The sequence below is a fragment of the Streptomyces spororaveus genome (genome assembly GCF_016755875.1).
GTDB classification, from domain to species: domain Bacteria; phylum Actinomycetota; class Actinomycetes; order Streptomycetales; family Streptomycetaceae; genus Streptomyces; species Streptomyces spororaveus.
Map to the genome: position 1 here is coordinate 7,989,761 of NZ_BNED01000005.1, position 23,969 is coordinate 8,013,729.

General features: G+C 69.4%; 25 protein-coding genes and 2 pseudogenes. 14 read left to right on the forward strand and 13 right to left on the reverse strand.

Annotated elements, in window-relative coordinates:
• Nucleotides 1-251 precede the first annotated feature (251 nt).
• Both pflB and pflA read left to right on the forward strand, forming a co-directional pair.
• The gene (gene pflB, locus Sspor_RS38475) at nucleotides 252-2,522 is read left to right on the forward strand and encodes a formate C-acetyltransferase (RefSeq protein ID WP_202203256.1); all 2,271 of its coding nucleotides are present in this window, start codon (nucleotides 252-254) and stop codon (nucleotides 2,520-2,522) included.
• Nucleotides 2,519-3,247, forward strand: a complete 729-nt coding sequence (gene pflA / locus Sspor_RS38480; protein WP_202203257.1) for a pyruvate formate-lyase-activating protein — start codon at nucleotides 2,519-2,521, stop codon at nucleotides 3,245-3,247. Before pflB ends, pflA begins: the two co-directional genes overlap by 4 nt.
• 74 nt (nucleotides 3,248-3,321) lie before the next feature.
• On the opposite strand, the gene Sspor_RS41225 is transcribed toward pflA, so the two are convergent.
• Nucleotides 3,322-3,516 carry a 3-oxoacyl-[acyl-carrier-protein] synthase III C-terminal domain-containing protein gene (locus Sspor_RS41225; protein ID WP_202203258.1) on the reverse strand — a complete coding sequence of 65 codons (195 nt, stop codon included), beginning with the start codon at nucleotides 3,514-3,516 and terminating at the stop codon, nucleotides 3,322-3,324.
• Between the two features lie 124 nt (nucleotides 3,517-3,640).
• Between Sspor_RS41225 and Sspor_RS38490 the strand changes: the two genes are divergently transcribed.
• Nucleotides 3,641-4,546: a universal stress protein gene (locus tag Sspor_RS38490; protein WP_202203259.1), complete on the forward strand. Its 906-nt coding sequence runs from the start codon at nucleotides 3,641-3,643 to the stop codon at nucleotides 4,544-4,546.
• Nucleotides 4,543-4,818: a hypothetical protein gene (locus Sspor_RS38495; RefSeq protein ID WP_202203260.1), complete on the forward strand. Its 276-nt coding sequence runs from the start codon at nucleotides 4,543-4,545 to the stop codon at nucleotides 4,816-4,818. The genes Sspor_RS38490 and Sspor_RS38495 overlap by 4 nt, the downstream gene beginning before the upstream one ends.
• A 121-nt stretch (nucleotides 4,819-4,939) precedes the next feature.
• Here the strand turns inward: Sspor_RS38495 and Sspor_RS41375 are convergent, their stop codons facing one another.
• The 4 genes and pseudogenes from Sspor_RS41375 to Sspor_RS38510 form a co-directional block, all read right to left on the reverse strand.
• On the reverse strand, nucleotides 4,940-5,455 hold the full coding sequence (locus tag Sspor_RS41375; protein ID WP_308445578.1) for a universal stress protein: 516 nt from the start codon (nucleotides 5,453-5,455) through the stop codon (nucleotides 4,940-4,942).
• Between the two features lie 20 nt (nucleotides 5,456-5,475).
• Nucleotides 5,476-5,667, reverse strand: a pseudogene (locus Sspor_RS41380) (hypothetical protein); the annotation flags it as partial.
• Between the two features lie 3 nt (nucleotides 5,668-5,670).
• Nucleotides 5,671-7,263, reverse strand: a complete 1,593-nt coding sequence (locus Sspor_RS38505) for an oleate hydratase (protein ID WP_202203261.1) — start codon at nucleotides 7,261-7,263, stop codon at nucleotides 5,671-5,673.
• A gap of 191 nt (nucleotides 7,264-7,454) precedes the next feature.
• Nucleotides 7,455-7,661: a hypothetical protein gene (locus Sspor_RS38510; protein ID WP_202203262.1), complete on the reverse strand. Its 207-nt coding sequence runs from the start codon at nucleotides 7,659-7,661 to the stop codon at nucleotides 7,455-7,457.
• Nucleotides 7,662-7,976: 315 nt separating this feature from the next.
• On the opposite strand from Sspor_RS38510, the gene Sspor_RS38515 reads away from it, so the two are divergent.
• Entirely contained in the window at nucleotides 7,977-8,609 is a 633-nt protein-coding gene (locus tag Sspor_RS38515; RefSeq protein WP_202203263.1) for a hypothetical protein, read from the forward strand.
• A 126-nt stretch (nucleotides 8,610-8,735) separates the two neighbouring features.
• The gene (locus Sspor_RS41655) at nucleotides 8,736-9,008 is read left to right on the forward strand and encodes a tyrosine-type recombinase/integrase (RefSeq protein WP_353963703.1); all 273 of its coding nucleotides are present in this window, start codon (nucleotides 8,736-8,738) and stop codon (nucleotides 9,006-9,008) included.
• Here the strand turns inward: Sspor_RS41655 and Sspor_RS41660 are convergent.
• Together Sspor_RS41660 and Sspor_RS38525 are read right to left on the reverse strand one after the other, a co-directional pair.
• A pseudogene (locus Sspor_RS41660) lies at nucleotides 9,002-9,571 on the reverse strand (Tn3 family transposase); the annotation flags it as partial. The gene Sspor_RS41655 and the pseudogene Sspor_RS41660 sit on opposite strands and share 7 nt — an antisense overlap.
• A gap of 106 nt (nucleotides 9,572-9,677) precedes the next feature.
• A complete protein-coding gene (locus Sspor_RS38525) occupies nucleotides 9,678-10,346 on the reverse strand; it encodes an HSP18 transcriptional regulator (protein ID WP_202203265.1) in 669 nt (222 codons plus the stop codon).
• Nucleotides 10,347-10,475: 129 nt separating this feature from the next.
• On the opposite strand from Sspor_RS38525, the gene Sspor_RS38530 reads away from it, so the two are divergent.
• Together Sspor_RS38530 and Sspor_RS38535 are read left to right on the forward strand one after the other, a co-directional pair.
• Nucleotides 10,476-10,910, forward strand: a complete 435-nt coding sequence (locus Sspor_RS38530) for an Hsp20/alpha crystallin family protein (protein WP_202203266.1) — start codon at nucleotides 10,476-10,478, stop codon at nucleotides 10,908-10,910.
• Between the two features lie 111 nt (nucleotides 10,911-11,021).
• Nucleotides 11,022-11,417, forward strand: coding sequence for a DUF2267 domain-containing protein (locus Sspor_RS38535; protein ID WP_202203267.1), 396 nt, complete (start codon nucleotides 11,022-11,024; stop codon nucleotides 11,415-11,417).
• Between the two features lie 779 nt (nucleotides 11,418-12,196).
• Here Sspor_RS38535 and Sspor_RS38540 read toward each other — a convergent pair.
• The 3 genes from Sspor_RS38540 to Sspor_RS38550 form a co-directional block, all read right to left on the reverse strand.
• A complete protein-coding gene (locus tag Sspor_RS38540; RefSeq protein WP_202203268.1) occupies nucleotides 12,197-12,829 on the reverse strand; it encodes a DUF305 domain-containing protein in 633 nt (210 codons plus the stop codon).
• A gap of 84 nt (nucleotides 12,830-12,913) precedes the next feature.
• On the reverse strand, nucleotides 12,914-13,339 hold the full coding sequence (locus Sspor_RS38545) for a DUF6153 family protein (RefSeq protein WP_202203269.1): 426 nt from the start codon (nucleotides 13,337-13,339) through the stop codon (nucleotides 12,914-12,916).
• Nucleotides 13,340-13,395: 56 nt separating this feature from the next.
• Entirely contained in the window at nucleotides 13,396-15,822 is a 2,427-nt protein-coding gene (locus tag Sspor_RS38550; RefSeq protein ID WP_202203270.1) for a heavy metal translocating P-type ATPase, read from the reverse strand.
• A gap of 147 nt (nucleotides 15,823-15,969) precedes the next feature.
• Between Sspor_RS38550 and Sspor_RS38555 the strand changes: the two genes are divergently transcribed.
• The 3 genes from Sspor_RS38555 (at nucleotide 15,970) to Sspor_RS38560 (ending at nucleotide 17,116) form a co-directional block, all read left to right on the forward strand.
• A complete protein-coding gene (locus Sspor_RS38555) occupies nucleotides 15,970-16,215 on the forward strand; it encodes a hypothetical protein (protein WP_237404224.1) in 246 nt (81 codons plus the stop codon).
• 168 nt (nucleotides 16,216-16,383) lie between these two features.
• Nucleotides 16,384-16,512 carry a hypothetical protein gene (locus tag Sspor_RS41230; protein WP_272934863.1) on the forward strand — a complete coding sequence of 43 codons (129 nt, stop codon included), beginning with the start codon at nucleotides 16,384-16,386 and terminating at the stop codon, nucleotides 16,510-16,512.
• A 19-nt stretch (nucleotides 16,513-16,531) separates the two neighbouring features.
• Nucleotides 16,532-17,116, forward strand: a complete 585-nt coding sequence (locus tag Sspor_RS38560) for an ABC transporter permease subunit (RefSeq protein ID WP_202203271.1) — start codon at nucleotides 16,532-16,534, stop codon at nucleotides 17,114-17,116.
• A 14-nt stretch (nucleotides 17,117-17,130) separates the two neighbouring features.
• Here the strand turns inward: Sspor_RS38560 and Sspor_RS38565 are convergent, their stop codons facing one another.
• The 3 genes from Sspor_RS38565 to Sspor_RS38575 form a co-directional block, all read right to left on the reverse strand.
• A complete protein-coding gene (locus Sspor_RS38565; RefSeq protein WP_053613062.1) occupies nucleotides 17,131-17,784 on the reverse strand; it encodes a CBS domain-containing protein in 654 nt (217 codons plus the stop codon).
• A gap of 9 nt (nucleotides 17,785-17,793) precedes the next feature.
• Nucleotides 17,794-18,255, reverse strand: a complete 462-nt coding sequence (locus Sspor_RS38570; RefSeq protein WP_202203272.1) for a Crp/Fnr family transcriptional regulator — start codon at nucleotides 18,253-18,255, stop codon at nucleotides 17,794-17,796.
• 95 nt (nucleotides 18,256-18,350) lie between these two features.
• Entirely contained in the window at nucleotides 18,351-19,778 is a 1,428-nt protein-coding gene (locus Sspor_RS38575) for an MBL fold metallo-hydrolase RNA specificity domain-containing protein (RefSeq protein ID WP_202203273.1), read from the reverse strand.
• 425 nt (nucleotides 19,779-20,203) lie between these two features.
• On the opposite strand from Sspor_RS38575, the gene Sspor_RS38580 reads away from it, so the two are divergent.
• The 3 genes from Sspor_RS38580 to Sspor_RS38590 all read left to right on the forward strand — a co-directional run bounded on the left by Sspor_RS38580 (nucleotide 20,204) and on the right by Sspor_RS38590 (nucleotide 23,912).
• Nucleotides 20,204-20,884, forward strand: a complete 681-nt coding sequence (locus tag Sspor_RS38580; RefSeq protein WP_202204114.1) for a helix-turn-helix domain-containing protein — start codon at nucleotides 20,204-20,206, stop codon at nucleotides 20,882-20,884.
• Between the two features lie 232 nt (nucleotides 20,885-21,116).
• Entirely contained in the window at nucleotides 21,117-21,548 is a 432-nt protein-coding gene (locus Sspor_RS41385) for an HAD-IA family hydrolase (protein ID WP_308445567.1), read from the forward strand.
• A gap of 312 nt (nucleotides 21,549-21,860) precedes the next feature.
• Nucleotides 21,861-23,912, forward strand: coding sequence for a multicopper oxidase family protein (locus tag Sspor_RS38590; RefSeq protein WP_202203274.1), 2,052 nt, complete (start codon nucleotides 21,861-21,863; stop codon nucleotides 23,910-23,912).
• Nucleotides 23,913-23,969 lie beyond the last annotated feature (57 nt).

The window sequence follows — 23,969 nt, forward strand, 5'->3', positions numbered from 1 at the left end:
GCGGAGAGCCACGTCGTCATGGACCCGTACCCGCCGCGGCTGCCGGGTGGGGCTCGTGACGCTCTGCGGGAGGGCCCATGGTCCCTCGCCCCGACGGGACCACAGGCCCTCCCGCCCCGCTCACCGGGGCCGGTCAGCGGGATCCGCCTTGCCTCTTCGACCCTGGCCGGCGACACAGCCGGCGGGAACCATCAGCAGGGAGAAAGGGCGATCGCCCACCTCGCCTCCGTCCCGGCCCAGGAGATGACGACATGACCGTGACCGTCCAGCACTCTGCCGACCCCGGCCCCCTCGTCACCCGGTCGTGGCGTGGTTTCACCGGCGAGGAGTGGCAGCGACACATCGATGTCCGTTCCTTCATCCAGGCCAACTACACGCCCTACGAGGGCGATGCGGCATTCCTCGCCGGTCCCACGGAGCGCACCCGCACCGTGTGGAAGACCGTCACCGCGCTCTTCCCGGAGGAGCGCCGCAAGGGGGTGCTCGACGTGGACACCGCCATGCCGTCCACCATCACCTCCCACGCGCCCGGCTACATCGACCGCGACCTGGAACTGATCGTCGGATTGCAGACCGATGCTCCGCTGAAGCGGGCGATCATGCCCAACGGCGGGCTGCGGATGGTGGACAACGCGCTGCGCGCGTACGGCTTCGAACCGGATCCGTTCGTCACCAAGGTCTTCGGCACGTACCGCAAGACCCACAACGACGGTGTCTTCGACGCCTACACCCCCGAAATGCTGGGCGCCCGCAGGGCCGGCATCATCACCGGCCTGCCAGACGCCTACGGGCGAGGCCGCATCATCGGCGACTACCGCCGCGTCGCGCTGTACGGAACCGCCCGGCTGATCGAGGCCAAGCGAGCCGAGCGGACCCGGCTCGACGAGACACCGTCCACGGCCGACGTGATCCGCGACCGCGAGGAACTGGCCGAGCAGATCAGGGCACTGGGCGAGCTGGAACGGATGGCCGTCTCCTACGGCTGCGACGTGTCCCGTCCCGCAGCCACCGCGCACGAGGCCATCCAATGGCTCTACTTCGGCTTCCTCGCCGCCGTGAAGGAGCAGAACGGCGCGGCGATGTCCCTGGGCCGCACCTCCACCTTCCTGGACGTCTACCTTCAGCGTGACCTCGACGAAGGGACAATCGACGAGAGCCGCGCCCAGGAACTCATCGACGACTTCGTGATCAAGCTGCGGATCGTGCGGTTCCTGCGCACACCGGAGTACGACGCGCTGTTCTCCGGCGACCCCACCTGGGTCACCGAGTCCATCGGCGGCATCGGAGAGGACGGCCGCTCCCTGGTCACCCGCACGTCCTTCCGCCTTCTCCAGACCCTGTACAACCTCGGCCCCGCCCCCGAGCCCAACCTGACCGTGCTGTGGTCCCCCCGGCTGCCGGCGGGCTTCAAGCAGTTCTGCGCCCGGACATCCATCGACACCAGCTCCATCCAGTACGAGTCCGACGACCTCCTTCGCCCCCGCACCGGCGACGACACCGCGATCGCCTGCTGCGTCTCCGCGATGGCGGTGGGCAAGCAGATGCAATTCTTCGGTGCCCGTGTGAATCTGGCCAAGGCGCTGCTGTACGCCATCAACGGCGGCCGCGATGAGATGAACGGCGAGCAGGTCGCCCCGGCGACGGCCCCGCTGACCGGCGAGCAGCTCGACTACGCCGATGTGGCCGACGCGTACGACCGCACGCTGGACTGGCTCGCCGCGACCTACGTCAACGCGCTCAACGTGATCCACTACATGCACGACAAGTACGCCTACGAGCGCATCGAGATGGCCCTGCACGACCACCCGGTGCATCGGACGATGGCCTGTGGCATCGCTGGGCTGTCCGTGGCGGCCGACAGCCTCTCGGCCATCAAGCACGCCCGTGTCAGAGTCATTCGGGATGCCACCGGGCTCGCCGTCGACTACCACGTCGCAGGCGACTACCCGACCTACGGCAACGACGACGACCGCGTCGACCGCATCGCGGTCGACCTGGTCCGCTCCTTCATGGCCAAGGTGCGCCGCCACCCGGCCTACCGGGGTGCCGAGCACACGCAGTCGGTGCTCACCATCACCTCCAACGTCGTCTACGGCAAGCACACCGGCAACACCCCCGACGGCCGCCGTGCGGGTACACCCTTCGCCCCGGGCGCAAACCCGATGAACGGACGTGACCGACACGGGATGGCGGCATCGGCGCTGTCGGTCGCGAAGATCCCGTATGACCAGGCCCGCGACGGCATCTCCCTGACGTCCACCATCACACCGGAGGGCCTGGGGCACGATCCGGCCGAACGTGCGGAACACCTCGTCGGGATCCTCGACGCCTACACCGCCGCAGGCGGTTTCCACATGAACGTCAACGTCCTCGACCGAGCCACCCTCGAGGACGCCATGGAACACCCGGACAACTACCCCGACCTGACCATCCGCGTCTCCGGCTACGCCGTCAACTTCGTCCGCCTCACGCGCGAACAGCAACTCGACGTCATCAACCGCACCTTCCACGGTGCGCGATGACCACGGGCCGCATCCACTCCTGGGACCTGTCCACCGGCGTGGACGGGCCCGGCACCCGGTTCGTTCTCTTCCTCAGTGGCTGTCAGCTGCGCTGCCTGTACTGCGCCAACCCCGACACCTGGCACATGCGCGACGGGCAGCCGGTCACCGTGGACGAAGTGGTGGGGCGCATTGAGCGGTACAGGCAGTTCACCACCCTGGCCGGTGGAGGCGTGACGCTGACCGGAGGCGAGCCTCTGCTCCAGTCCGCCTTCACCGCCGAGGTGTTCCGACGCTGCAAGGAGCTCGGCCTGCACACCGCACTGGACACCTCCGGCGCCCTCGGCACCCGCGCCGACGACGCGCTCCTGGCCGATACCGACCTGGTCCTGCTCGACATCAAGTCCTTCGACGCCGGCGTCTACATGCGCCTGACCGGCGGCCACCTTGCACCCACCCTCAACTTCGCCACCCGGCTGAACCGCCGCGGCGTCCCGACCTGGATCCGCTACGTCCTGGTTCCCGGCTGGACCGACGATCCGGCTGCCATCGATGGTCTGGGCCGCTTCCTCGCGGAACTGGACAACGTCGACCGCGTCGACGTCCTGCCTTTCCACAAACTCGGTACCCATAAGTACGACTCGCTCGGCATTCCCTTCCCGCTCCGCGACAATCCGGTTCCGGACGCCGCACTGGTCGAGCGCGTTCGCGACCAGTTCCGGTCACACGGCTTGCGGGCACGGTGAACCAGCCGAATGCGCGTCACACGAGACAGCGTCGGCCTGTCCGCGGACGGGCTCCTGTTCCGCCTTGGGACGCGTCACAACCAGCGTTGTACGGTTCCGGCCCAGCACATTCCGGCGCCGACAGCGGCGTGCAGAACGGTGCTCTCCGGGTGGAGGCGGCCTTGCTCCCGTGCCACGTGGAGTGCCATGGGGATCGAGGCCGCGCCCGTGTTGCCGAACGCATGCGCGGTGACGACCCTCGATCCTGGACAACCGAGACCGCCTCCCAATGGGCTGACCGAGAAACCTGGGCGGGGACCTTCGGCCCCTACGAGGTACCTAGGGCCCCTCTTCTGTCCGGCGCTGGGGTGTCAGCGTGGAGCTGTCCCCAAGAGCGGTCGGCCAGGAGGAGCTATGGAAAGCAACAGCAGAGGTCCGGACCTCGGATCGGTCATCGTCGGTGTCGATGGGTCCGAGCCTGCCCGGTGGGCGGCGCTCTGGGCGTCGGACGAGGCTGCGCGGCGCCGTCGCCCCCTCCACATCGTGTACGGGTCCGATGTCGACGGCCGGGTCCTCGAGCTTTCGGACGAGGACATGGAGAGGGTCCGTGTCGCAGGGCGTGAACTGCTGGACGTTACGGCCGAGGCCGTCCGGGCCCGGCATCCCGCGCTCTCGGTCACGACGGAGTTCAGCCGTAGCGGGCCTGCGATGAGCCTGCGCCGGGCCGCGAGCGACCGCGGCACCCTCGTCGTGGGCAACCGGGGGCCGGGCGGATTCAGCCCCTTGACCCTGGGCTCGGTCGGCCTCAAGGTCGCGGCGGACGCTCGTACACCCGTGGTCGTCGTGCGGGGGAGCGAGGACGAGGCCGCGCACGGTGTCGTGCTGGCCGCCGTGCGCGACGAGCGCGATCTCGATTGCGTCCGTCACGCCGCGCGCGAAGCAGAGCTGCGCAAGGCCTCGCTGCGGCTGCTGTACGTACAGGGCGTCCTGCAGTCCGTCGTCTCCGCGACGGGAGCAGCCGATGGTCAGAACGGGGTCGCCGGCCACCACGGGCAGAGCGTGAAGGCCGTAGCCGAGCAGATCCGGGCCGAGTGCCCCTCGCTGACGGTCCAGGCGGACGCGGAGAGGAGTGTGTCCGTCGCCGGGGTGCTGGTGGAGGCCTCCCGCCACGCCGATCTGCTGGTCATGGGTGGGCGCCGCTCGCCCGGCTACCTCGGGCGCACCCTGGGGCGCGTGACGCACAGCCTGCTGCACCATGCGCACTGCCCCGTCGAGCTGATCCCGCGGCACGCCGACGAGCACAGGAGCGAGGCGTCATGACGACCACCGAGACGGCCACCACCGAAGCCGGCGAGATTCTCGTCCGCATCGACCCGGCGGAGAACTGGTACGCGAGCTTGGCTCGGGCGGCAGCCGAGGCCGAGCAGCGCGGGCTGGGGCTTCGCCTCGTCCTCGCCACAGCCCCTCAACAAGATCTGCCCCCTGCCGCCGAGAGCCGAAGTGCCACGACCGGCCAGTGCCCTTCAGAGGCGGAACGGTGGGGCGAGGAGGACGTCCGCCGTGAAGAACGGGGCACAGGCGGAACGCAGTAGCGGCAGGCACACGCCGAGCCCGGCCGGTGGCCATCACCCGGCCGGGCTCGGCGCGCATGGGTTGCTCCGAGATCTGTGGTCAGCCGCGGACGGTCAGGGCAACCCGGCACACGTGATCGCTTCAAGGGTGCGGCACGAACGCGACCGGGACTGTGGCGTGGTGCAGGACAGCGTGGACGACCGGGCCGAGACGGGTTCCGATGGCGGAGCGGCGTATCCGCCGGCCGACGTCGACCAGTGAGGCGTCTGCCGAGGCTTCGACGAGCCGGTTCGCGGGTTGTCCCACGGAGCAGTCCACTTCGACACGGACTTCGGGGCCTCCACCAACCTTCGCGCGGGGTGGCCGGGGCGGATCTTCCTGGTGACGCGCAGGCCGGGGTACGCATGCCGCCACTGCTCGATCACCTGCGTCAGGTCTCGTGCGGTCCTTGCGTCTGCAGCTCCGGGCGCCATGGCCGAAGCGGTCAGCGCCGCATCGCTGCCGAGCCCGCGCTGGGTATGCGGGGTGTGTACGACTCGCAGGGGTACACCGAGCCGGTGGGCCCGGGAGAAGGCGTGGTCCAGAACATCGTCGTACCCCTCCTGCCGGGTGCGAGAGCCGACGAGCGGTGAATGGACGTCCGGTTCCAGGCTCCACACGTGCAGGAGGCGAAGGGCGAGACCGCGTCGGCGCGCTTCGCCCGCCGCCCAGGCGACGGAGGCCAGGCTCTCGCGAGATCCGTCGAGCCCGACGGTGATCGCCCGGGACCGGCGGACCCCGAGATCGGGTGGCGAGGCTGGCACGGGGTGGAACACGGAAGGACCGCCGGGCTGAAACGGCGAGCCGTGCTGTCGGGAGAGGCGAGCCACAGCTCAGGCGAAGACGGCCTTGAGGGCCCGCAGCGCCGTCAACGGGTCGGACAGCGCGTGGTAGACGGCCGGAACCTCCTGGTCGACGCCCAGCAGTTCGTACACCGCGTGCATAGCCCCGCGGACGGAGTACTCGACGGTGAAGACGACGTCTTCGGGGATCTCGGTGAACTGGCCGAGGAAGGCGAAGTTGGCCGACCCGGAGGGGACCACCAACGGCCGGTCGTGGAAGTCACGGCGCTCGAACTGGCTGGTGATGTAAGGCATCATCACCGTCGTGACGGCAGTGGTGGCGCACACCTCGTCGGCGATGTCGTCGAAGCCGAGGTGCCCGAGCAGTTCGATGAGGATCTCCTGTCCCGTGGCCTCCGACATCTTCTTGCCGGTCAACTCGCCCGGCTCGTCCACGAACAGTCCGTACCCCCAAAGGGTGAAGACGTCCTCGGGCTGGCCGGCGAAGTGCGGCTGGTGGGGCACGACCACCGACATCAACCACCGGGAGTCCTTGAACGTCATCAGCGCCCCGGTGCCGGGGGCATTGCCGGAGAACTCCTCGATCCGCTTGAGCAGCGCCGGGCTGCGCATCGTCAAGGTGAACGACTCCCACTTGGCTTCGTCGACGTTGCCGTTGAAGGCTCCGGGCCGACCGAAGTCGGGGGCCTTGCGGGCCAGCGTCTCCCACAGGTTCCAGGCGCCGTCGCGCTTGTCGCGGACCAGCTCGGGGACGGTGTCGTCGCCTCCGTAGCGGGCGTCCGCGGTCATGGAGCCGATGGTGATGAACGCGTAGTCCCGCGGCCCGAGTCTGTACGACCCCGCTGTGCCGTCCCGCTCGAAGAGGATGCGCTCGGCCCGGCGCTCGCCCGCCCCGCCGACGGCGAACTCCACATCGGTGACCCGGATTCCGCGCTCGATACGGACCCCCTGCCGCTCCAGCCACGCCTGTACCGGTCGAACGATCGAGTCGTACTGGTTCAGCCGGGTGCGCCGTACCCCGGCGAGGGTGTGGATACGGGGGAGTTCCTGGAGGAAGCGCAGGAAGTAGCGCTTGAGCTCGATGGCGCTGTGCCAGTTCTGGAAGGCGAAGGTGGTGCGCCACATCGCCCAGAAGTTGGTGCTGAAGAAGTGCTCGGAGAAGAAGTCCTCGATCCGGCGTGCCCCGATGACGGACTCGGGCAGTGTGAGGAGCCGGGCCATCTCCACCCGGTCGGCAGTGGTGAAGCCCAGCTCGGAGGCCTCGAGGATGTTGCCGGACGCGTCGATCAGTCGGGCGTTGGCGTGGGTGAGCCAGCGGGCGTTGAACTCCTCGGTCTCCTGCAGGACCGACACGCTGTCGTCGCCGAGCGTGGGGATCGTCTGCAGAAGGTTCCACAGGCAGACGTAGGCTTCGTCCTCCAGCATCCGGCCACCCCGGGCGACGTAGCCGGTGTCCGGTGCGCCACTGCCGTCGAGTGCGCCGCCGGCCTGAGGCAGTTCCTCGAGGATGCGGATGTTCCCGCCGGGCATTCCCGCGTCCCGTACAAGGAAGACCGCCGCGGCCAGCGAGGCGATTCCTCCGCCGACCAGATAGGCGTGGGAGCTATGGGTTTCGTTCGTCATGGCCAAGCCCTTCGAAGGGCGAGGTGCCTCCCCGCCACTCCGTCCAGTCAACTCACCTGCCAGCACGGCCCACAGGAGCCGAGGGGCCTGGTCGCCAGGTCCGTTGGTCCCTGCGTACTGCTGGAGATCCCGTATCCGGGAGGACGTACACGTGCCCGCCTTGCGATGCGTCGCGTGTCGGCAGCCGGTCCTCACCGGGGCAGGCCAGTCGGCCTTCCGGTACCGCTGCCCTGACGGTCCAGGCTCATGGCGGCAGAGAGAGCGATGAGGCCGACGGCCATCATGATCAGTCCGACGAGCGGCCGGTCGGCGCTGCGCCATTGCCAGTCCACAGCGAACGTGAGGATGGCGCCGAGACCGATCGACGTGATGGCGCCGATGGCAAGGAGACCGGCCATGGCACTCACCTCCCTTTTCCGTCGTCCACGAGACTCCTTGCCCCGTGCGGACCCCACTGTTGCGAACGGTGCACCGGCCTCCCAGGGGCCTGTCGGCCCCTCTCTCGGCCAACAGGGCCCTCACAGCGGCCAGAGCGATTCTTCCGGCCCCCGCATTTCGACCCCGCCTCCGAGATCGGCGGTGAACCACGCGGCCCTCAGGGACCATTGGCTGCGTGGCGCAGGCCCTTCGCCCCCATGGCCCCGCCCCCTCCGCGTGGGGACATTGGCCATGGGCACGCACAGGGCCTGCCCATGAGGAAAGGTTCCTACGACATGGCTCTCCACCAGCACCAGCACCAGCACCGTCAGCTGGGAATGCGCTTCGCCGGGTGGCGCAAGGCCACCTCGGCCAAGACGTCCGGTATCGCGGCTGACGAACTCACCACGTCTCTGACCGTCGCGCGGGTCGCGGCAGCGACCCGGCTGCTGACCGCGTTCACGTTCCTCTGGGCTTTCGGCGACAAGACGTTCGGCTGGGGATACGCGACCCTGGCGGGCAAGGGATGGATCGATGGCGGGTCTCCGACCAAGGGCTTCCTGAGCCACGTCTCTGCCGGGCCGCTGGAGGAGACGTTCCACTCCTGGGCCGGGGCGGCCTGGGCCGACGGGACCTTCATGCTGGGACTGCTCGGCATCGGTATCGCCTTGGCGAGCGGGGTCGCCCTACGCGTCGCGGCTGCTGCGGGCACCACGATGATGGCGCTCATGTGGGCCGCCGAGTGGCCCCCTGCCAGGCACCTCTCGGACGGCAGCCTCAGCTTGTCCACGAACCCGTTGGTGGACTATCACGTCCTGTACGCGGCGGTCCTGGTGACGCTCGCGGCGATCGGAGCGGGCCGCACCTGGGGCCTGGGCAGACTCTGGCAGAGCCTGCCCCTCGTCCGCGGCAAGCGCTGGCTCCTTTGAGACGCCGGAGGACGATCCAGGGCCGCCGCAACGGTGGCGGCCCTGGACCGGCTGCAAACGATCAGGGTCGAACGGTCCTGACGGTTCTCGGCCTGCCCGGCAGCACCGGGTCACCCGACACCGCCGGTGTTGCACCTCTCGTGGCCGTGTAACGCGAGTTCATCGCGTCGGGGGATCCTGCAAACGACGCGGTATCAGTACGAGACGAGCATGCGTCTCCACGTGGAGCCGTACTTTGGCGGCACCGCTATGGGGGCTGTCAGACCGAAGCACCTTCAGGCGTGGCTGAAGTGGAGGGTAGAGGAACGTGGTTACAGGGAGTCTTCACGCGCGAAACCGAGCTGGGCCTGCCGCTCGAGTTCGAGGCCGTGGTCCACCTGCGACCTTGACGGCGGCTGAAGCGTCTGCGCGGATCCGTGGCGGATCTTGTGCCCACGTGACAACAGCTCCTGATTCCTGTCCTCGGCCTGGAGCTGGGCGACGGCAGCGTCGATGTGCTTCGTCGTCCAGAGCGCGATGGCGTCGGCCGACCAGACCGCTCTTGCCGAGCTGGTCCTCCATTCCTTCGCGGTACGCCTGGTGGATAGTGCCGCGCTTGCCGTGGCGCACGTCCCCTCGCGAGCTAGTGAGGGTACTTCTGTACGGTGAGATGTCGGTTCGTCTGGCGGCGGTAGGTATCAACGGCGGGAGCGACCACCTGCGGCAGACTCGGTCTGCGCAATCTTTCCGTACTTCGCGAACGCCGCCCCAGGGAAGTTGGACTCCTGCGCGCCCGAGCATGCACAGCAGGTCGTAGCCCCGGACCGGGTTGGTGACTGCAGAGCCGGCGACCATGGGCATGTCCGACCACTGCGTGATCACCTTGTTCAGGCCCGCGCGGTTGCGTGCCAGGTCCGCGGCGCCGTACGTGTCCGTCTCGGCGCCGGGCATAGTGGCCGCTAAAACCGCTGGTCGTCCTGGTCGGTCGCGTCACCGTTGGGTGAAGTTGCAGCCGAGGATCCAGGGCAGTCTGAATACCTCGGGAGGCCGCGCTTCGCGCCGACTGGCGGTGCTTTGGGTGGGTGTCGCTCAGGTGTTGCGCTGGCCGTGGGTGGTCTGGCGGAGTTGTTCGGTGTGCTGGGTCAGGGCATCGATGCTTGCGGCGAGTTCGGCGTCCTGGGGTCGTAGGTGGTTGCGGGTGTCGGTCAGGGGGCGCACGAGGCGGGCGGCGTCGTCGTGGCCGAGGGCCTGGTTCAGGGTGCCGATCGCGTCTGCGGCGCTGGCGGGGAGGCCGGTGAGGGCGGTGATCTGTGCGGCGAGGCGTCGGAGGTCGGCTGCGTTGTCGCGGGCCCAGGCGGTGACGGTGCGGTCGGCGGCGCGGGTGTCGCGGGTGGCCTGGACGCGTTCTTCGCCGGTGGAGCCTGGGGTGCCGGGGCGCAGGCGGAGGTAGCGGCGTTCGGCTGCCTGGCGGCTGGCGACTCCGAGGGGGCCGGCGAGCTCGGCCCAGCTGGCGCCCTGGGTGCGGGCCGTTTCGATCAGGGCGCTCTCCCAGCCGGCGAGCTGTTCGCGGACCTCGCGCAGCGTCAGCAGTGCGGCCAGGGCCGGGTGCGGGCCGGAGCCGGCCGCGGGTGCCGCTGGGGTCGCAGGCGTTTGCGCGGAGGGCTGCTGCGCTTCCTTTACGGACTGGTTGATGGCCTCCAGTGCTGCCGCTGCGGCAGGGAAGGGAACAGGTGTGGCCTGCGGGGCGGGTTCGCTCATGGGACTCTCCGTCGTCTCGTCATCCTCCAGATGACCACGTGCTTGTCATCGTTTCGATGACATGTTACAACGGGAGCACGTTGAAGCGCATTGGCAGTTTCTGCCTGAACCAACTGGAGGTGTTTCGCGATGTTGATGCGCACCGACCCGTTCCGCGAGATGGACAGGATTGTCCAGCAGCTGTCGGGTACGTCCGGGACCTGGTCCAAGCCGTCGGTCATGCCGATGGATGCCTACCGCGAAGGCGACGTGTACGTGATCGCCTTCGACCTTCCGGGGGTGAGCCCCGAGGCGATCGACATCGACGTCGAGCGGAACATGCTGACGGTCAAGGCGGAACGCCGGCCGGCCGCCAAGGGCGACACCGTGCAGATGGAGCTCTCCGAGCGGCCCCTGGGTGTCTTCTCCCGCCAGATCATGCTGGCCGACACCCTCGACACCGAGCGCATCGAGGCCGACTACGACGCGGGTGTCCTGACCGTGCGGATCCCGATCGCCGAGCGCGCCAAGCCCCGCAAGATCAGCATCGGCGGCGAGAGCGGCCGCAAGCAGATCTCCGGCTGACCCCCCGTACCAGCCGGCGGCGGAGGGCGGGGGAGAGCCGATTCCCCCTCCGGCACCCCGCCCTCCGCACCCCTCTTCAGACCCCCTTCACCCCTTTCCGGAGGTGATGTGATGTCGATGCGCAGGGAGGCGTTCCTGGCCCACGTCCAGGAACGAGGTGAGTACGAGACCTTGCAGGACGCCGACCGTGTGGCCCGCGTCGTCCTGGCCCTGCTCGGCGCACACCTGGTGGGCACCGTGCGGGCCGAGCTCGCCGCCCGGCTGCCCGAGACGTACGCCCTGATCCTCCTGAACCCGTTGCAGGCGGCGGAGCCGCTCTCGCCGGAGCGGTTCGTCCGTGCGACCGCGGCCTGGATCGAGGGCGCCACAGAGAGGACGGCCCTGTGGGACATCGGCGCCGTCCTGTCCACCGCGGCCGCCGCGGCGGGTGACGTGCTGACCCGCGAGGTCCTGCTCCAGCTCCCGCACGGCTACGACCTCCTCTTCGGCCACCCCCAGCCCACCTGACCCTCCATCCCATCCGTCCACCGGCCGCAGGGCCGGACCCTTCGCAGAGAAAGGCAACCACAGCCGTGTACGACCAGCCTCGACCGAACCGGGCCGCCCCGCCATGACGTTCGACCAGATGCTGGAACGCGTGACGTCGATTCCCAGCGCGTCGCCGACCTGCCGGGCCATCACCGGTCCGGCCGCCTGCCGCACGGCGGCAAGAATGCGCTGGTAGTCCGGCGGGGGCATGGTCTCCTCCACATTCGGCGTGCGTGCGGGATCAGCATCACCGCTCGTCCGCCCACCCGCCCACCCGCCCACCCGCCCGGGCGTCGGCGCGGCCGAGGCGCGTTCGCCGGCGAGCTGTTCGCTCATCCGCTCAAGGACACGTTCGGCGACGGCGAGTTCATCCCGCTCAGCCCGCACCTCCGCCAGCTGCTCGGTCAGCTGTTCTTCGAGTTCGTCCCGCTCCGCCCGCCGCGCGGTGGTCCGTTCCAGCAGCTCGGGATCCATGTACCGGATCGTTGAAGGCCACCCGGCCGCAGCGAGTAGGAATCAGCGAACCGCCCTCCGTCAGATGATCTACTCCTCAGACAGCTGCCCCCGACCAGCGTGAGCACTCCAGGGACCGGTCGCACCAGCCCTTTGACCTGCGACTTCAAGTTGGCGGAGGCTCCTTGTCGGGGATCGTGCACAGCTGGCCTTGAGCAAGATTCGGCCCACGCTGGAGGGGCGCGTTTCCGGGACGGATCCGAGCTCTGTTGGGGCAGGGCGGCGAGGGCGCCGCCCTGCCGCTGTCAGCCTGTCCTGAGCATGGTGCGCATGTGGGTGATCTCGGCGGTTTGGGAGGTGATGATGTCGTCGGCCAGGGCCTTGGCGGGGCCGGAGGAGCCCTGCTGCTTCTCCGTCTTGGCCATGGCGATGGCGCCTTCGTGGTGCTCGATCATCATGGTCAGGAACATCGTGTCGAAGGCGTTGCCCCTGGCGTTGCCCAGCCGGTCCATGTCCTGGTCGTCCATCATCCCGGGCATGCCGGAGCCGTCGCCGTGCCCCATGCCGTCCATGCTGACGCCGGTGGGGACCTTCTCGCCCCACGCATTGAGCCAGCCGGACATGGTCTCGATCTCCGGGGCCTGTGCCTTCTTGATTTCTTCTGCGAGTGCCTTGACGTCGGGGGATGTGCCGTGGGCGGCAGCCATGTCGGACATCAGGACGGCCTGGCGGTGGTGGGGGATCATCCCCTGCGCGAAGGTGACGTCCGCCTGGTTGTGCCGGTCGGCTTCTGGCGGCGCCGGGGCGGTCGTGGTGGCCGGAGCGGCGCCGGCCGTGTTCGTGGTGTTGTCGCTGCCGCACGCGGCAAGGACCAGGCCGGCGGCGACCGCGGTGGCCGCCAGGGCAGCCCTGCGCGGCAGGGATCGGTTCGTGTTCATGTCGCTGAGCTCCAGTGGTTCGGATGAGGGAGGGGCTGGCTCTCCGTGGCTGACGCGCTCGGGCGTGTGCCACGGGAGGAGTCCCTACGTCCGCAGGACCTGGAGGTCGGCGAGCAAGGGCGGTGCCCGCCCTCCGGCGGGTTCGTGGGCGAGTGCGAGCGACGGAGCGGGCTGGGCTCGGACATGGCCGCTCGGCATGCCGGTGAGGGGCGCGGTATCCGGCGTGGCGACGCTGGGAGCACCGGGCAGGGCCGCGGATGCGCACATCTGGTCCGCGTGATCGGCGTCGCGGACCGGGACCTGGTGCTCGTTGCCGCCGCAGAGATACAGCGGGTCGGCGGCCGTCGCGTGGTGGGACACATGCACCGTCACGCCCGTTGTCGGCAGCGAAGAGGCGGTGCCGAGACCGTGCATCCCAAGCAATCCGATCAGGAGGGCGAGGGCGAGCAACGGCCCGAGCCGCGGCACCGGCCGGGACTGCGGCTGCGTGCGGGGCTCGTGACCGGCCACATTTCCCACCGTAAGACGCATCCGCACGCGGCGCAGAACGGCCTGGGGGCACGGGGTTACCCGCCCTGGCCATTGTCTCCGTCAGCAGAGACCGCAGGGGCCGGGCCGGGCAGGCGGAGGCGTTTGAGGGCGAGGGCGTTGACGGCGACGATGACGCTGGATCCGGACATGGCCAGGGCGGCGATCTCGGGGCGGAGGATCAGGCCGGTGGAGGGTTCGAAGACGCCGGCGGCGATGGGCAGGGCGATGGCGTTGTAGCCGATGGCCCAGCCGAGGTTCTGGCGCATCTTGCGCACGGTGCCTCGGCCGATGCGCAGGGCGGTGGGGACGTCGAGGGGGTCGGAGCGCATCAGGACGAGGTCTGCGGTCTCGATGGCGACGTCGGTGCCGGCGCCGATGGCGATGCCGAGGTCCGCCTGGGCGAGGGCGGGGGCGTCGTTGACTCCGTCGCCGACCATGGCGACCTTGCGGCCGCCGCGCTGAAGTTCGGCGATGGTGGCCGCCTTGTCGCGGGGGAGGACCTCGGCGATGACGGTGTCGATGCCCAGGCGCTGCGCGATGCGTTCGGCGGTGGCCCGGTTGTCGCCGGTGAGCATGACGACCTCGACGCCGAGGCCCTGCAGGTCGGCCACTGCGGCGGCGGAGGTTTCCCGGGGCGCGTCGGCGATGCCGATCAGAGCCGCCGCCCGGCCGTCCACAGCGGCGATGACGACCGTGCGGCCGGTGGCCGCCAGCTCCTCGCGACGAGCGGACACGGCCGCGAGATCGACACCTTCTCCTTCGATCAGGCGAAGGTTGCCGACCGCGACCCGGTGGCCGTCCACCACGGCCGTCGCGCCATGGCCCGGCATGTTCTCGAAGTGGCGGGCCTGCGCAGCGGCGATGGCGCGCGTGGCGGCGTATCGTACGACCGCGTCGGCCAGCGGATGCTCGGATTCCCGCTCGACGGCCGCAACCAGCCGCAGTACCTCGTCCTCGTCGCCACCGACGCTGATCACGTCCGTCACTTCGGGTTCGCCTCGGGTGAGGGTGCCGGTCTTGTCCATGACCACGGTGTGGATGCCGGCGGACGCCTCCAGAGCCATCGCGTTCTTGAACAGCACACCCCGCCGAGCGCCCAAACCCGCACCAACCATGATCGCCGTGGGGGTGGCCAGGCCCAGCGCGTCCGGGCAGGTGATGACGACCACGGTGATGGCGAAGAGCATGGCCGAGCTGAAGGGCCGGTCGGTGGCGAGCAGCCACACGGCGAGAGTGAGCGCGCCCCCGACGAGGGCGACGAGGACGAGCCAGAACGCCGCCCGGTCGGCGAGCCGCTGGCCGGGGGCCTTGGAGTTCTGGGCCTCTTGGACGAGCTTGACGATCTGGGCCAGCGCCGTGTCCGCGCCGACCTTGGTCGCCCGTACGCGCAGTGTGCCGTTGGCGTTGAGCGTGGCGCCGACCACCGGGGATCCGGGGCCCTTGTGCACGGGCAGGCTCTCGCCAGTCACGGTCGACTCGTCGACCTCGCTCTCACCCTCCTCGACGACCCCGTCCGCGGCGATCTTCGTCCCCGGGCGTACGAGGAGCAGGTCCCCGGCAGCCACCTCGGCGGTGGCGACCTCCACAGGCAGGCCGTCCCGCAGGACCACGGCTTTCGCCGGGGCCAGATCCAGGAGGGTGCGGATCGCGTCGTTCGCTCCGCCGCGGGCCCGCATCTCGAACCAGTGGCCCAGCAGAACGAAGGAGGCCAGCACGGTGGCCGCCTCGTAGAAGACGTCCCCGCCCCCCGTGAGGGTGACGATCAGGGAGTACAGCCAGCCGGCACCGACACCGACCGCCACGAGCACCATCATGTCCAGGGTCCGGGCACGTAGGGCCCCGACAGCGCCGCTGAAGAAGATCGAGCACGAATAGAAGATCACCGGCAGGCTCAGCAGCAGCGCCCACACGTCCTGGCGCAGGCCGAACGGCACGGGCGCATGCCAGCCGAAGACCTCCTCGCCGATCGGCGACCAGACCACGATCGGGACGGAGAACGCCACCGCGACCAGGAAGCGGTTGCGCATGTCCGCGACCATCGCAGCTATCGAGATCCCGCCGTGACCGCCGTGACCGCCGTGACCCATCGCCTCGTCGGGCGGAGGCCGGCCTGCGGCCCCCTCAGGTGCGCTGCGGATGCGCTCCGGAGGCGAGGCCGTGAACCCGGGTGGGTCCGGTTCCTGCATCGGATCGCAGATGTGCGAGGGCACCGACTGACCGGCGCAGTGGTAACCGCATGCGGTCACCCAGTTCCGCAACTCGGCGAGAGAGGTCCGCTGCGGGTCGAAGACGACCGTGGCCGACTGTGCCACGGGGTTGACTTCGACACCGAGCACGCCCGGCCGGCGTCCGAGTACAGCCGCGACCGTGCTCTGCTGGGTCGCGCAGACCATCCCTCGTACATCCAGCACCGCCGTGCTGCGCTCTTTGCCGGTCGTGTGGCGGTCTGCGGGGTGTGTCATGCCCTCGCTCACCTTCCATCAAGGGTTCGTCTCCGCCTGTACAGCAGCCTGCGCTTCTGGTGAGGGCGCCGCAACGGCTGCTGCTACGCCGGGAGCCGGCGGGCGCCGCTGTGGTCGGCTCCGCACCGAGAGGGGCAGTCGGCGGGGTTGCTGGCGCTGGTCGCCCATCTGCTGCGCCGCTCCGTCGACTTGTTGGATCGGGTCACGTTTTCTCCCGCGGCGCTGCGAGCCGACCTGGGGTCCGAGCGGTATGCCCCTGCTTACCTCTTCGCGGCGTCCGAGCTGCTCGATCGGGCGGCGGATCTCCTCGCGGAATCGGCAACGCTTGTGCGCGACAACGAGCGGCGGTGGCGTGTGTTCGGCGCTCGCGTGCGCGGGCTGCGGTCCGGCTGAAGCGGCTGCGTCGGGGGCGTCGTGCAGCGCGTCCGCTCACCTCGCGCAGACGGCCGACGATGCGTGGGCCGGCATGCGACCAGGCGTCAGGTTGTTGACGGCGGAGGGAGGGAGCCGTGCGGCTGCGCGTCGGCCTGGGCCGGGGCACAGACTGGTGGGGTGGGTGCCATGGATACGATCGAGCTCAGGGGACTGACCAAGCGCTACGGGGCGGTGGTCGGGGTGGAGGGTTTCACGCTCGGCATGGGTCGGGGCGATCTGTACCGCAACGGCAAGGCGGAAGGGCGCGCGCCATGAAGACGCGGTGGCCCCTGCTGTGGCTGGCACTGCACAGGCGTCGGCGGATGCTGGTGGCCCTCGGGCGCTGGCCGCGGCCGCGGTGGCGGCCGACGTGGAATCAGGGACGATCGAGCTCGTCGTGGTGCGCCCCGTGAGCCGCAACCGGCTGCTTGCCGAGCGGACCGCTGCCGTGGTGATCGCCGCCCTCGCCCTCAACGCCGCAGCGACGCTGACGGTGGCGGCGGGCGTCTGGTTGTCCCCGGACATCCACCGGGACGTGCCGTTGAGCGGTGTCTTCGCGGCGGGGCTGATGGGGTGCGGCTTCGCGCTGTGCCTGGCCGGACCGGCCCTGGCCGTTTCGGCCTGGGGGAGCCGACGCGCGCAGGTGATCGGTGCGACGATCGCCATCGGGGCGGTCGGCTTCGCGGTGAACTTCATCGCGCTGGCCTGGTCGAAGGCGGCGCCCCTGCGTTTCATCAGCCCCTTCCACTACTACACACCGGGTGACGCGCTGGCACAGGGACATGTGCTGTGGCCGCAGCTGGTAGTTCTGGTCGGGGTCGGAGTCGTGGGGCTCGTTCTCGGCCACGCGTTGCTGATGAAGCGGGACCTGGCCCCGTAAGGCCGACATGGCGCTTACGCCGAGGCAGGGCCTTCGAGCCGGCAGTGCACGCCGACCACACCTTCGACGGCCCGGGCGAGGCGCGTGGCCACGGGGATGAGGTGCGGGTCGCGGGTCCTTCCCGACAGGGTGACGATCCCGTGCGTGACGTCGACCGTGATGTCACGGTGCGAGAGGGGGAAGAGACGGTCGACGACCTCGCGGCGGACCTCGGCGGCCAGGTCGTCGTCGGCGCGGAGGAAGACCTTCAGGAGGTCGGCGCGGCTGACGATGCCGAGGAGGGTGCCGTCGGCGTCGACGACGGGAAGCCGTTTGATGTGGCGGTCGGCCATCAGGCGGGCGGCCTGGGGGAGCGTGGCGTCGGGGCGGATCGTGACGGCGGGTGTGGTCATCAACTGCTCGGCGCGGACCGATCCGGCCTTCGCGGTGTCGCCGAGGCGGCGCATCTGCTCGATGAGGCTCGGTCCGTGTTCGTGGAACTCCTCCTTGGTGAGGAGGTCGGCTTCGGAGACGACGCCGACGACATGGCCTTCGCCTTCGATGACCGGGACCGCGGTGACCTTCCAGCGCTCCATGGCGGTGGCGATCTCCTTGAATTCGGCGGCGGCGGTGACGGTGACGACGGTCTTCGTCATGACGTCGTTGACGGTGTACGGGGTGGAGGTCATGGCTGGTCCTCAGCGGGCGTAGGCGAGCGGCATGTCGCTGTGGTGGGGCGCGAACAGGTCGAGGATCCGGGTACGGGCCGAGTCGAGGCGACGGGCGATGACTGCGGCGACAGCGGTCGATATGCAACGGCCCACGGCGGCGTTCTCGTCGCAGAGCTTCCGTACGGCCTCGGCGTCGAATTCGAGTGCCCGAACGGGGTGAGTGGTGACGGCGCCGAGGTGCCAGGAGTAGGGCGGGACCATCCATGACCAGCCGAGGAGCTCTCCTGAACCGAGGGTGTCGACGACGGCGGCCTTGTGGCCGGGGACGTGCAGGTCGAGGTCGACGGTGCCGTTCTCGATGATCCAGAAGCGGTCGGCCCGCTGCCGTTCCTTGAAGATGCGGGTTCCGGCGGGGATGTCCACGCGGTGGGCGTGGGCGAGCAGAGCCTGGCGTGCTTCGGGTTCCATCTCGTCGAGGAGAGTGGTCATGGTGTGCCTCCAGCCGTTCCCCTTCAGGGTCGTGCCGGTCTCTTGGGGTGCGGGAGGGCCTCGCGGTGCATACCGCAGGGCCCATACGGCCCGGGTCAGCGGACCAGGACGGCCTCGCCGGATTTGGGTACGACGGCCGTCCATCCCAGCTCGTGGTCGATGCGGTCCCGTAGGGTCTCGGCGGCGGTCTCCTCGCCATGGACGAGGTAGGTGGTGTGTGGGGGCGGGGCGTCGCGCAGCCAGTCGATGATCTGGTCGGCGTCCGCGTGGGCGGAGAAGTGGGGTACGTCGGCCACCTCGGCGCGTACGGGAACGTACTCGCCGAACATCTTGAGGGTGCGGACTCCGTCGACGAGGTCACGCGCCCGGGTGCCGGCCGCGGCGAAGCCGACGACCACGACAGCGTTGCGGGGGTCGGGCAGCAGCCGGTGCAGGTGGTGCAGGACCCGGCCGCCGGTGGCCATGCCGGCGGAGGAGACGATGACCGCGGGGCCTGTGGTGCTGTTGATGTCGATGGACTCCTGGACGGTACGGGCGGCCAGGAAGGGCTCTGGGCTGAACACCGCCTCGCCCTGGGCCAGGATCTCGGGCCGCAGTTCGGGAGCGCGGGACCGCAGGGCGTCGCGGTACACGTCCAAGGCGGCCAGGGCCATGGGGCTGTCCACGTAGACGGGCACGTGGCGGGGCAGCGTGCCGTCGCCGCGCAGCTCGGCCAGCTCGTGCAGGACGACCTCGGTCCGGTCGATCGCGAACGCCGGGATGACGACGGTTCCTCCTCGCGACAGCGTTCGGGTGATCACGGCAGCGAACTCGCGCCGTGCCGTCTCGTGGTCGTGGCGGCGGTCGCCGTAGGTGGACTCCATCAGCAGCACGTCGGCGCCGGTGAACGGCTCCGGGGGCAGCAGCAGGGGGTGCCCGGGACGACCGAGGTCGCCACTGACGGCCAGGGTGTGGCCGTCCTCCAGCGTGAGGTGGGCCCAGGCTGAGCCGAGGATGTGTCCGCCGTGGTGCAGCTTCAGCTTCGTTCCGGCCATGATCTCGATCTCGCTGCCGACCTCGACCGGGTCGAAGAACTTCAACGTGTTCTCGACGTCCGAGTCGTCGTAGAGAGGCTTGGCGGGGCGGTGCTTGGACCAGCCGTGACGGTTGGCGTGCTCGGCGGCCTCCATCTGGAGGCGGGCACTGTCGCGGAGCACGATCTCGGCGAGGCGGGCCGTTCCGGGGGTGCAGAGGATCGGACCACGGAAGCCGTGCCGGACCAGTCGCGGCAGATAGCCACAGTGGTCCAGGTGAGCATGGGTCACGACCACGGCGCGGAGATCGGAGGCGTCGAAGCCGGGCTTGTCCCAGTTGCGACGGCGCAAGTCCGCGAAACCCTGGAAGAGCCCGCAGTCGACCAGGATGCGGGCGTGGTCGCTCTCGACGAGGAACTTGCTGCCGGTGACCGTGCGTACTGCACCGAGCAAGCGCAGGAGTGCGGGTCTGGGCGAGGCGGTAGCGGGGCGCGGGGCTGTCTCGGACATGACCCGCCCTCCCTTCGGTAAGGGGATCCGGTTCTCACCATTGCACCGTGTGTAAGGGCCGACAGGGGGCCGACAGGCCCACGCAGGGGACCGACCGGCCCATGCGCGGGCGGTCGAGCCCGGTCCAGCCTGGCGGTGCAACCTCCTTAACGTATGCAAGGGAAGAGGGGAGCGTCGTGAAGACACTCGCCTTCCAGGGCCTGGACAGACGCAGTCGGCGCGATCGGCCGACGCCGACGCCGTCACCGTCCGCGGCATCGACGAGCGCATCGCCGAAGGCGACGTGCCCGAGGTGAATTCGGTCAGGATCCTCGGCACGGGACGTATCGGCCTGGCACCCATCGCGAACGCCGGTCTCCACAGCCCCGGCACACATTGTCACGGTTCCGGCCACCCAGCCCCGACACCGAGAGGACGTGAAGACGATGAGGAGAACCCAGCACGAGCCGGGCGCCACAGAGGCGCCGGCCGGACGTACTGACCTCGGGCGGCGGATCGCCATGCACCGTGAGGAACTCGGCCTCACCCGGGACGAACTGGGTGAGCGCTGCGGCGCTGACGGCGCGTACATCACCTACCTGGAGGAACACGCGGCAGCGCCGGCGATCGGCTCCCTTCTGCGACTCGCCGACGCGCTCGGGACGACCGTCGCGGAACTCTCCGGCGCGACGACGGAGTACCCGCCAGGGAGAGGAACGGCCATGCTGGATGCCAAGCTGGTCGAGTTGTCCGAAGCCGAGTGCCGACGGCTGCTGTCCACGCACGGCGTGGGCAGGGTCGCCGTCTTCACCCCGGAGGGTCCGGCGATATTCCCGGTCAACTACGTGGTGGCGGGCCGCGACATCGCATTCCGGACCTCGGGTGACGCGGTGCTTGCACGGGCCGCCGGCACCGAGGTGGCCTTCGAGGTCGACCATATCGACGACGCCACGCGCCTGGGCTGGAGCGTTATGGTCGTAGGCGAGGCGGGAGGCGTCACTGACGCGGAGGAGCTCGGTCGGCTTGACGCAGTCGCGTACTCCCTGCCCTGGGCCGGCGGCCCGCGGACCCATTGGATGAAGGTCACCGCGATCCGGATCACCGGACGCAGGGTGATCCGGCAGTGAGCCGGCTTCGAGCCGTCGTCCTGGATACAGAGGGGGTCCTGCTCGACTCCGCCGCGCTGCATGCCGTTGCGTGGAAGTCCGCTTTCGACGGCTGCCTCGACGGCTGGGCGGCGGGCACCGGCCGCCCGGCGCAGCTGCCTTTCGACGCCGAGCGGCAGTATCGGGAGATGCCGGACGGGAGACCCCGTCTCGATGGTCCGGGCCCGCACTCGAAGCGCTGCGTGCCCAGGGGATGCGATGTGCCGCCGCCTCGGCATCCAGACATGGCCGCCCATTTGCTGCAGTCGGCCGCAATCGCCCCCTCGTCGACGTGCTCGTGGACGGGACGGATGCCCACCGGATGAACCTGGTGGGCAAGCCGGACCCCGCCCTGTTCCTCGAAGCGGTACGCCGGCTGCGCGTGGACCCCGTCGACGCGGCCATGGTCGAAGACTCCCTGGCCGGGGTGGAGGCAGGCCGACGCGGGCACTTCGGCCCGGTGATCGGCCTCGACCGGACCGGCGGCACGTCTGCCGCAGCGAACCTCCGGGCTCGCGGCGCGGATGCAATCACCCGGCACTCGGACCCCGAACGTGCGTCCGGCCTGCGAGAACGTTCCTACGTGGGGCTTTCGGGCGGTGGTGTGGCGGGTCCCTTCGTGACTGCTGCATACCGCCCGCCCTGACTGGCACGTAGTGGCACTCTGGGGGCCGAGCTCTATGGCCTTGCCTCCCAGGACCGCCTGATCGCCCCAGTCACGAACCTGACGGCGTCCGGCAATCTCCCCGCGCAGACCTCACAACGACGCCGCCCGGCCGCACCCTGCGGTTCCAGGAGGCCGACGGGCCACGAGAAAACACAGGCTGGGAGCAGGCCATGTGCCGACACGGATATTGGCCATGGCTGTGCCGGTCGCAGCTCACGCGCGCTGCCTGCCCCGACAGCCCGACGACACGCCGGACACGGTTTGATTACTCACTGTGCATATTGAGTAACGTTGAGTGAACAAACGGTCGACGCCCTCGGGCTGCAGAAGGCGAGAGAAATGATCGCGCGAAGAGACCTGCTCGTAGCCGGGGCCGTTGGTGGAGCGGCCCTGGTCCTTCCGGCCCCTAATGAGGCGGTGGCACTCCCGAATGAGACCACGGTGGTCCCGGGGGCCAGGTCTGTCGGGAATTTCCAGGTCTCCACTCTGGACCCCACGACCATCCCGAAATATGTCACCGACCTGGTGATCCCGCCGGTGATGCCGAAGGCCCGCCACTCGGAGCGGCACGGCATCGATACGTACGTCATCGGCGTCCGGCAATTCAGCCAGCAGGTATTGCCTCCCACTCTGCCGTCCACCACCGTGTGGGGATACGGCTCGCTCGGGGACAGCAGCACGTTCAACTACCCGTCGTTCACCATCGAGGCCAAGACCGACCGGCCTGTCCGGGTGACCTGGGTGAACGATCTCGTCGACAGCCAGGGTCGTTTCCTCCCGCACTTGCTGGCGGTCGACCCGACCCTGCACTGGGCGAACCCTCCGGGCGGAACGAGCGGGCGTGATTCCCGGCCGACGTTCACCTCGACGCCGGGTCCGTACACGGGCCCCGTACCGATCGTCACCCACCTGCACGGTGGGCATTCCACCGAGGAGAGCGACGGCTACACCGAAGCGTGGTACCTGCCACGCGCGAACAATATTCCTGCTGGATTCGCCACCGTCGGCTCGTTCTACGACGAGTTCCGGGAGAAGTTCGCCGATGGACACGGCCTCAAGTGGGACCCGGGTACCGCGACCTTCCAGTACGCGAACGACCAGCGGGCGTCGACCCTCTGGTTCCACGATCACACCCTTGGTCTGACCAGGCTCAACGTCTACGCCGGGCCCGCCGGCTTCTATCTGCTGCGCGGCGGTGACGGTGACCTGCCCAAGGGGGCGCTGCCCGGCCCGGCGCCCGCCTTCGGAGACCGGCCGGGCACCCGGTACCACGAGATCCCCCTGGCCATCCAGGACCGCTCGTTCAACTCGGACGGCTCGCTGTTCTACCCCACGAGCCGGGAGTTCTTCGACGGTTTCGCGGGGCCGTACATTCCCACCACCGATGTGCCTCCGATCTGGAACCCCGAATTCTTCGCCAACACCATGGTGGTCAACGGCCGGACATGGCCGAAGCTCGAGGTCGAACCGCGTCGCTACAGGCTGCGCTTCCTCAACGGATGCAATGCCCGGTTCCTCATCCTGAAGATCGCAGACAGCCCGACCGTCCGGCCGGCCCGGTCGGCCGTGCCGTTCTGGCAGATCGGCAACGAAGGCGGGTTCCTGCCCGCACCCGTGCGGCTGGAGCGGCTGCTGCTGGCCAATGCGGAGCGGGCCGACGTCATCGTCGACTTCACCGGGATCCCGGAAGGCACCGAGCTGTACCTCATCAACGAGGGCTCGGACGAACCCTTCGGCCGGGGCGAACCGGGCGTGGCCTTCCCCGTGGCGGATCCGGCCACCACCGGTCAAGTGATGAAATTCGTGGTCGGACCGTTGGCGAGCAAGGACACCAGCGTGCCGCCGGACCGGCTCAGGCTGCCCATGATCAGGCCACTCGGCTCGTCGAGCGTCACCCGTCGGCTCTCCCTCAACGAGGCGAACTCCACCAATCCCCTGGTGCCACCGGGAACGCCGGTCCAGAACCTGCTCGGGACGGTTGACTCCGCCGGCAATCCGGTGTTGCTCGAGTGGGACGACCCGGTCACGGAGAACCCGAGGCTGAACGCGACCGAAACATGGGAGCTGTACAACTTCACTGTGGACGCCCACCCGATCCACATCCACGAGGTGGCGTTCGAGGTGGTGAACCGGCAGCCGTTCACCGGGTCCCCCACTCCGCCGGAGAGTTGGGAGCGCGGCTTCAAGGACACCGTGATCGCCTACCCAGGAGAAATCACCAGGGTGAAGGCACGGTTCGATCACCCTGGTCGCTTCGTCTGGCACTGCCACATCGTCGAGCACGAGGACAACGAGATGATGCGGCCGCTCCAAATCGGAGGCAGGCGCACGGAGGGCCACTGACAGGTCGGGGGTGGCGATATGCGCAGAGCACCGGTGACGCAGGGTTCCGGTACGGCC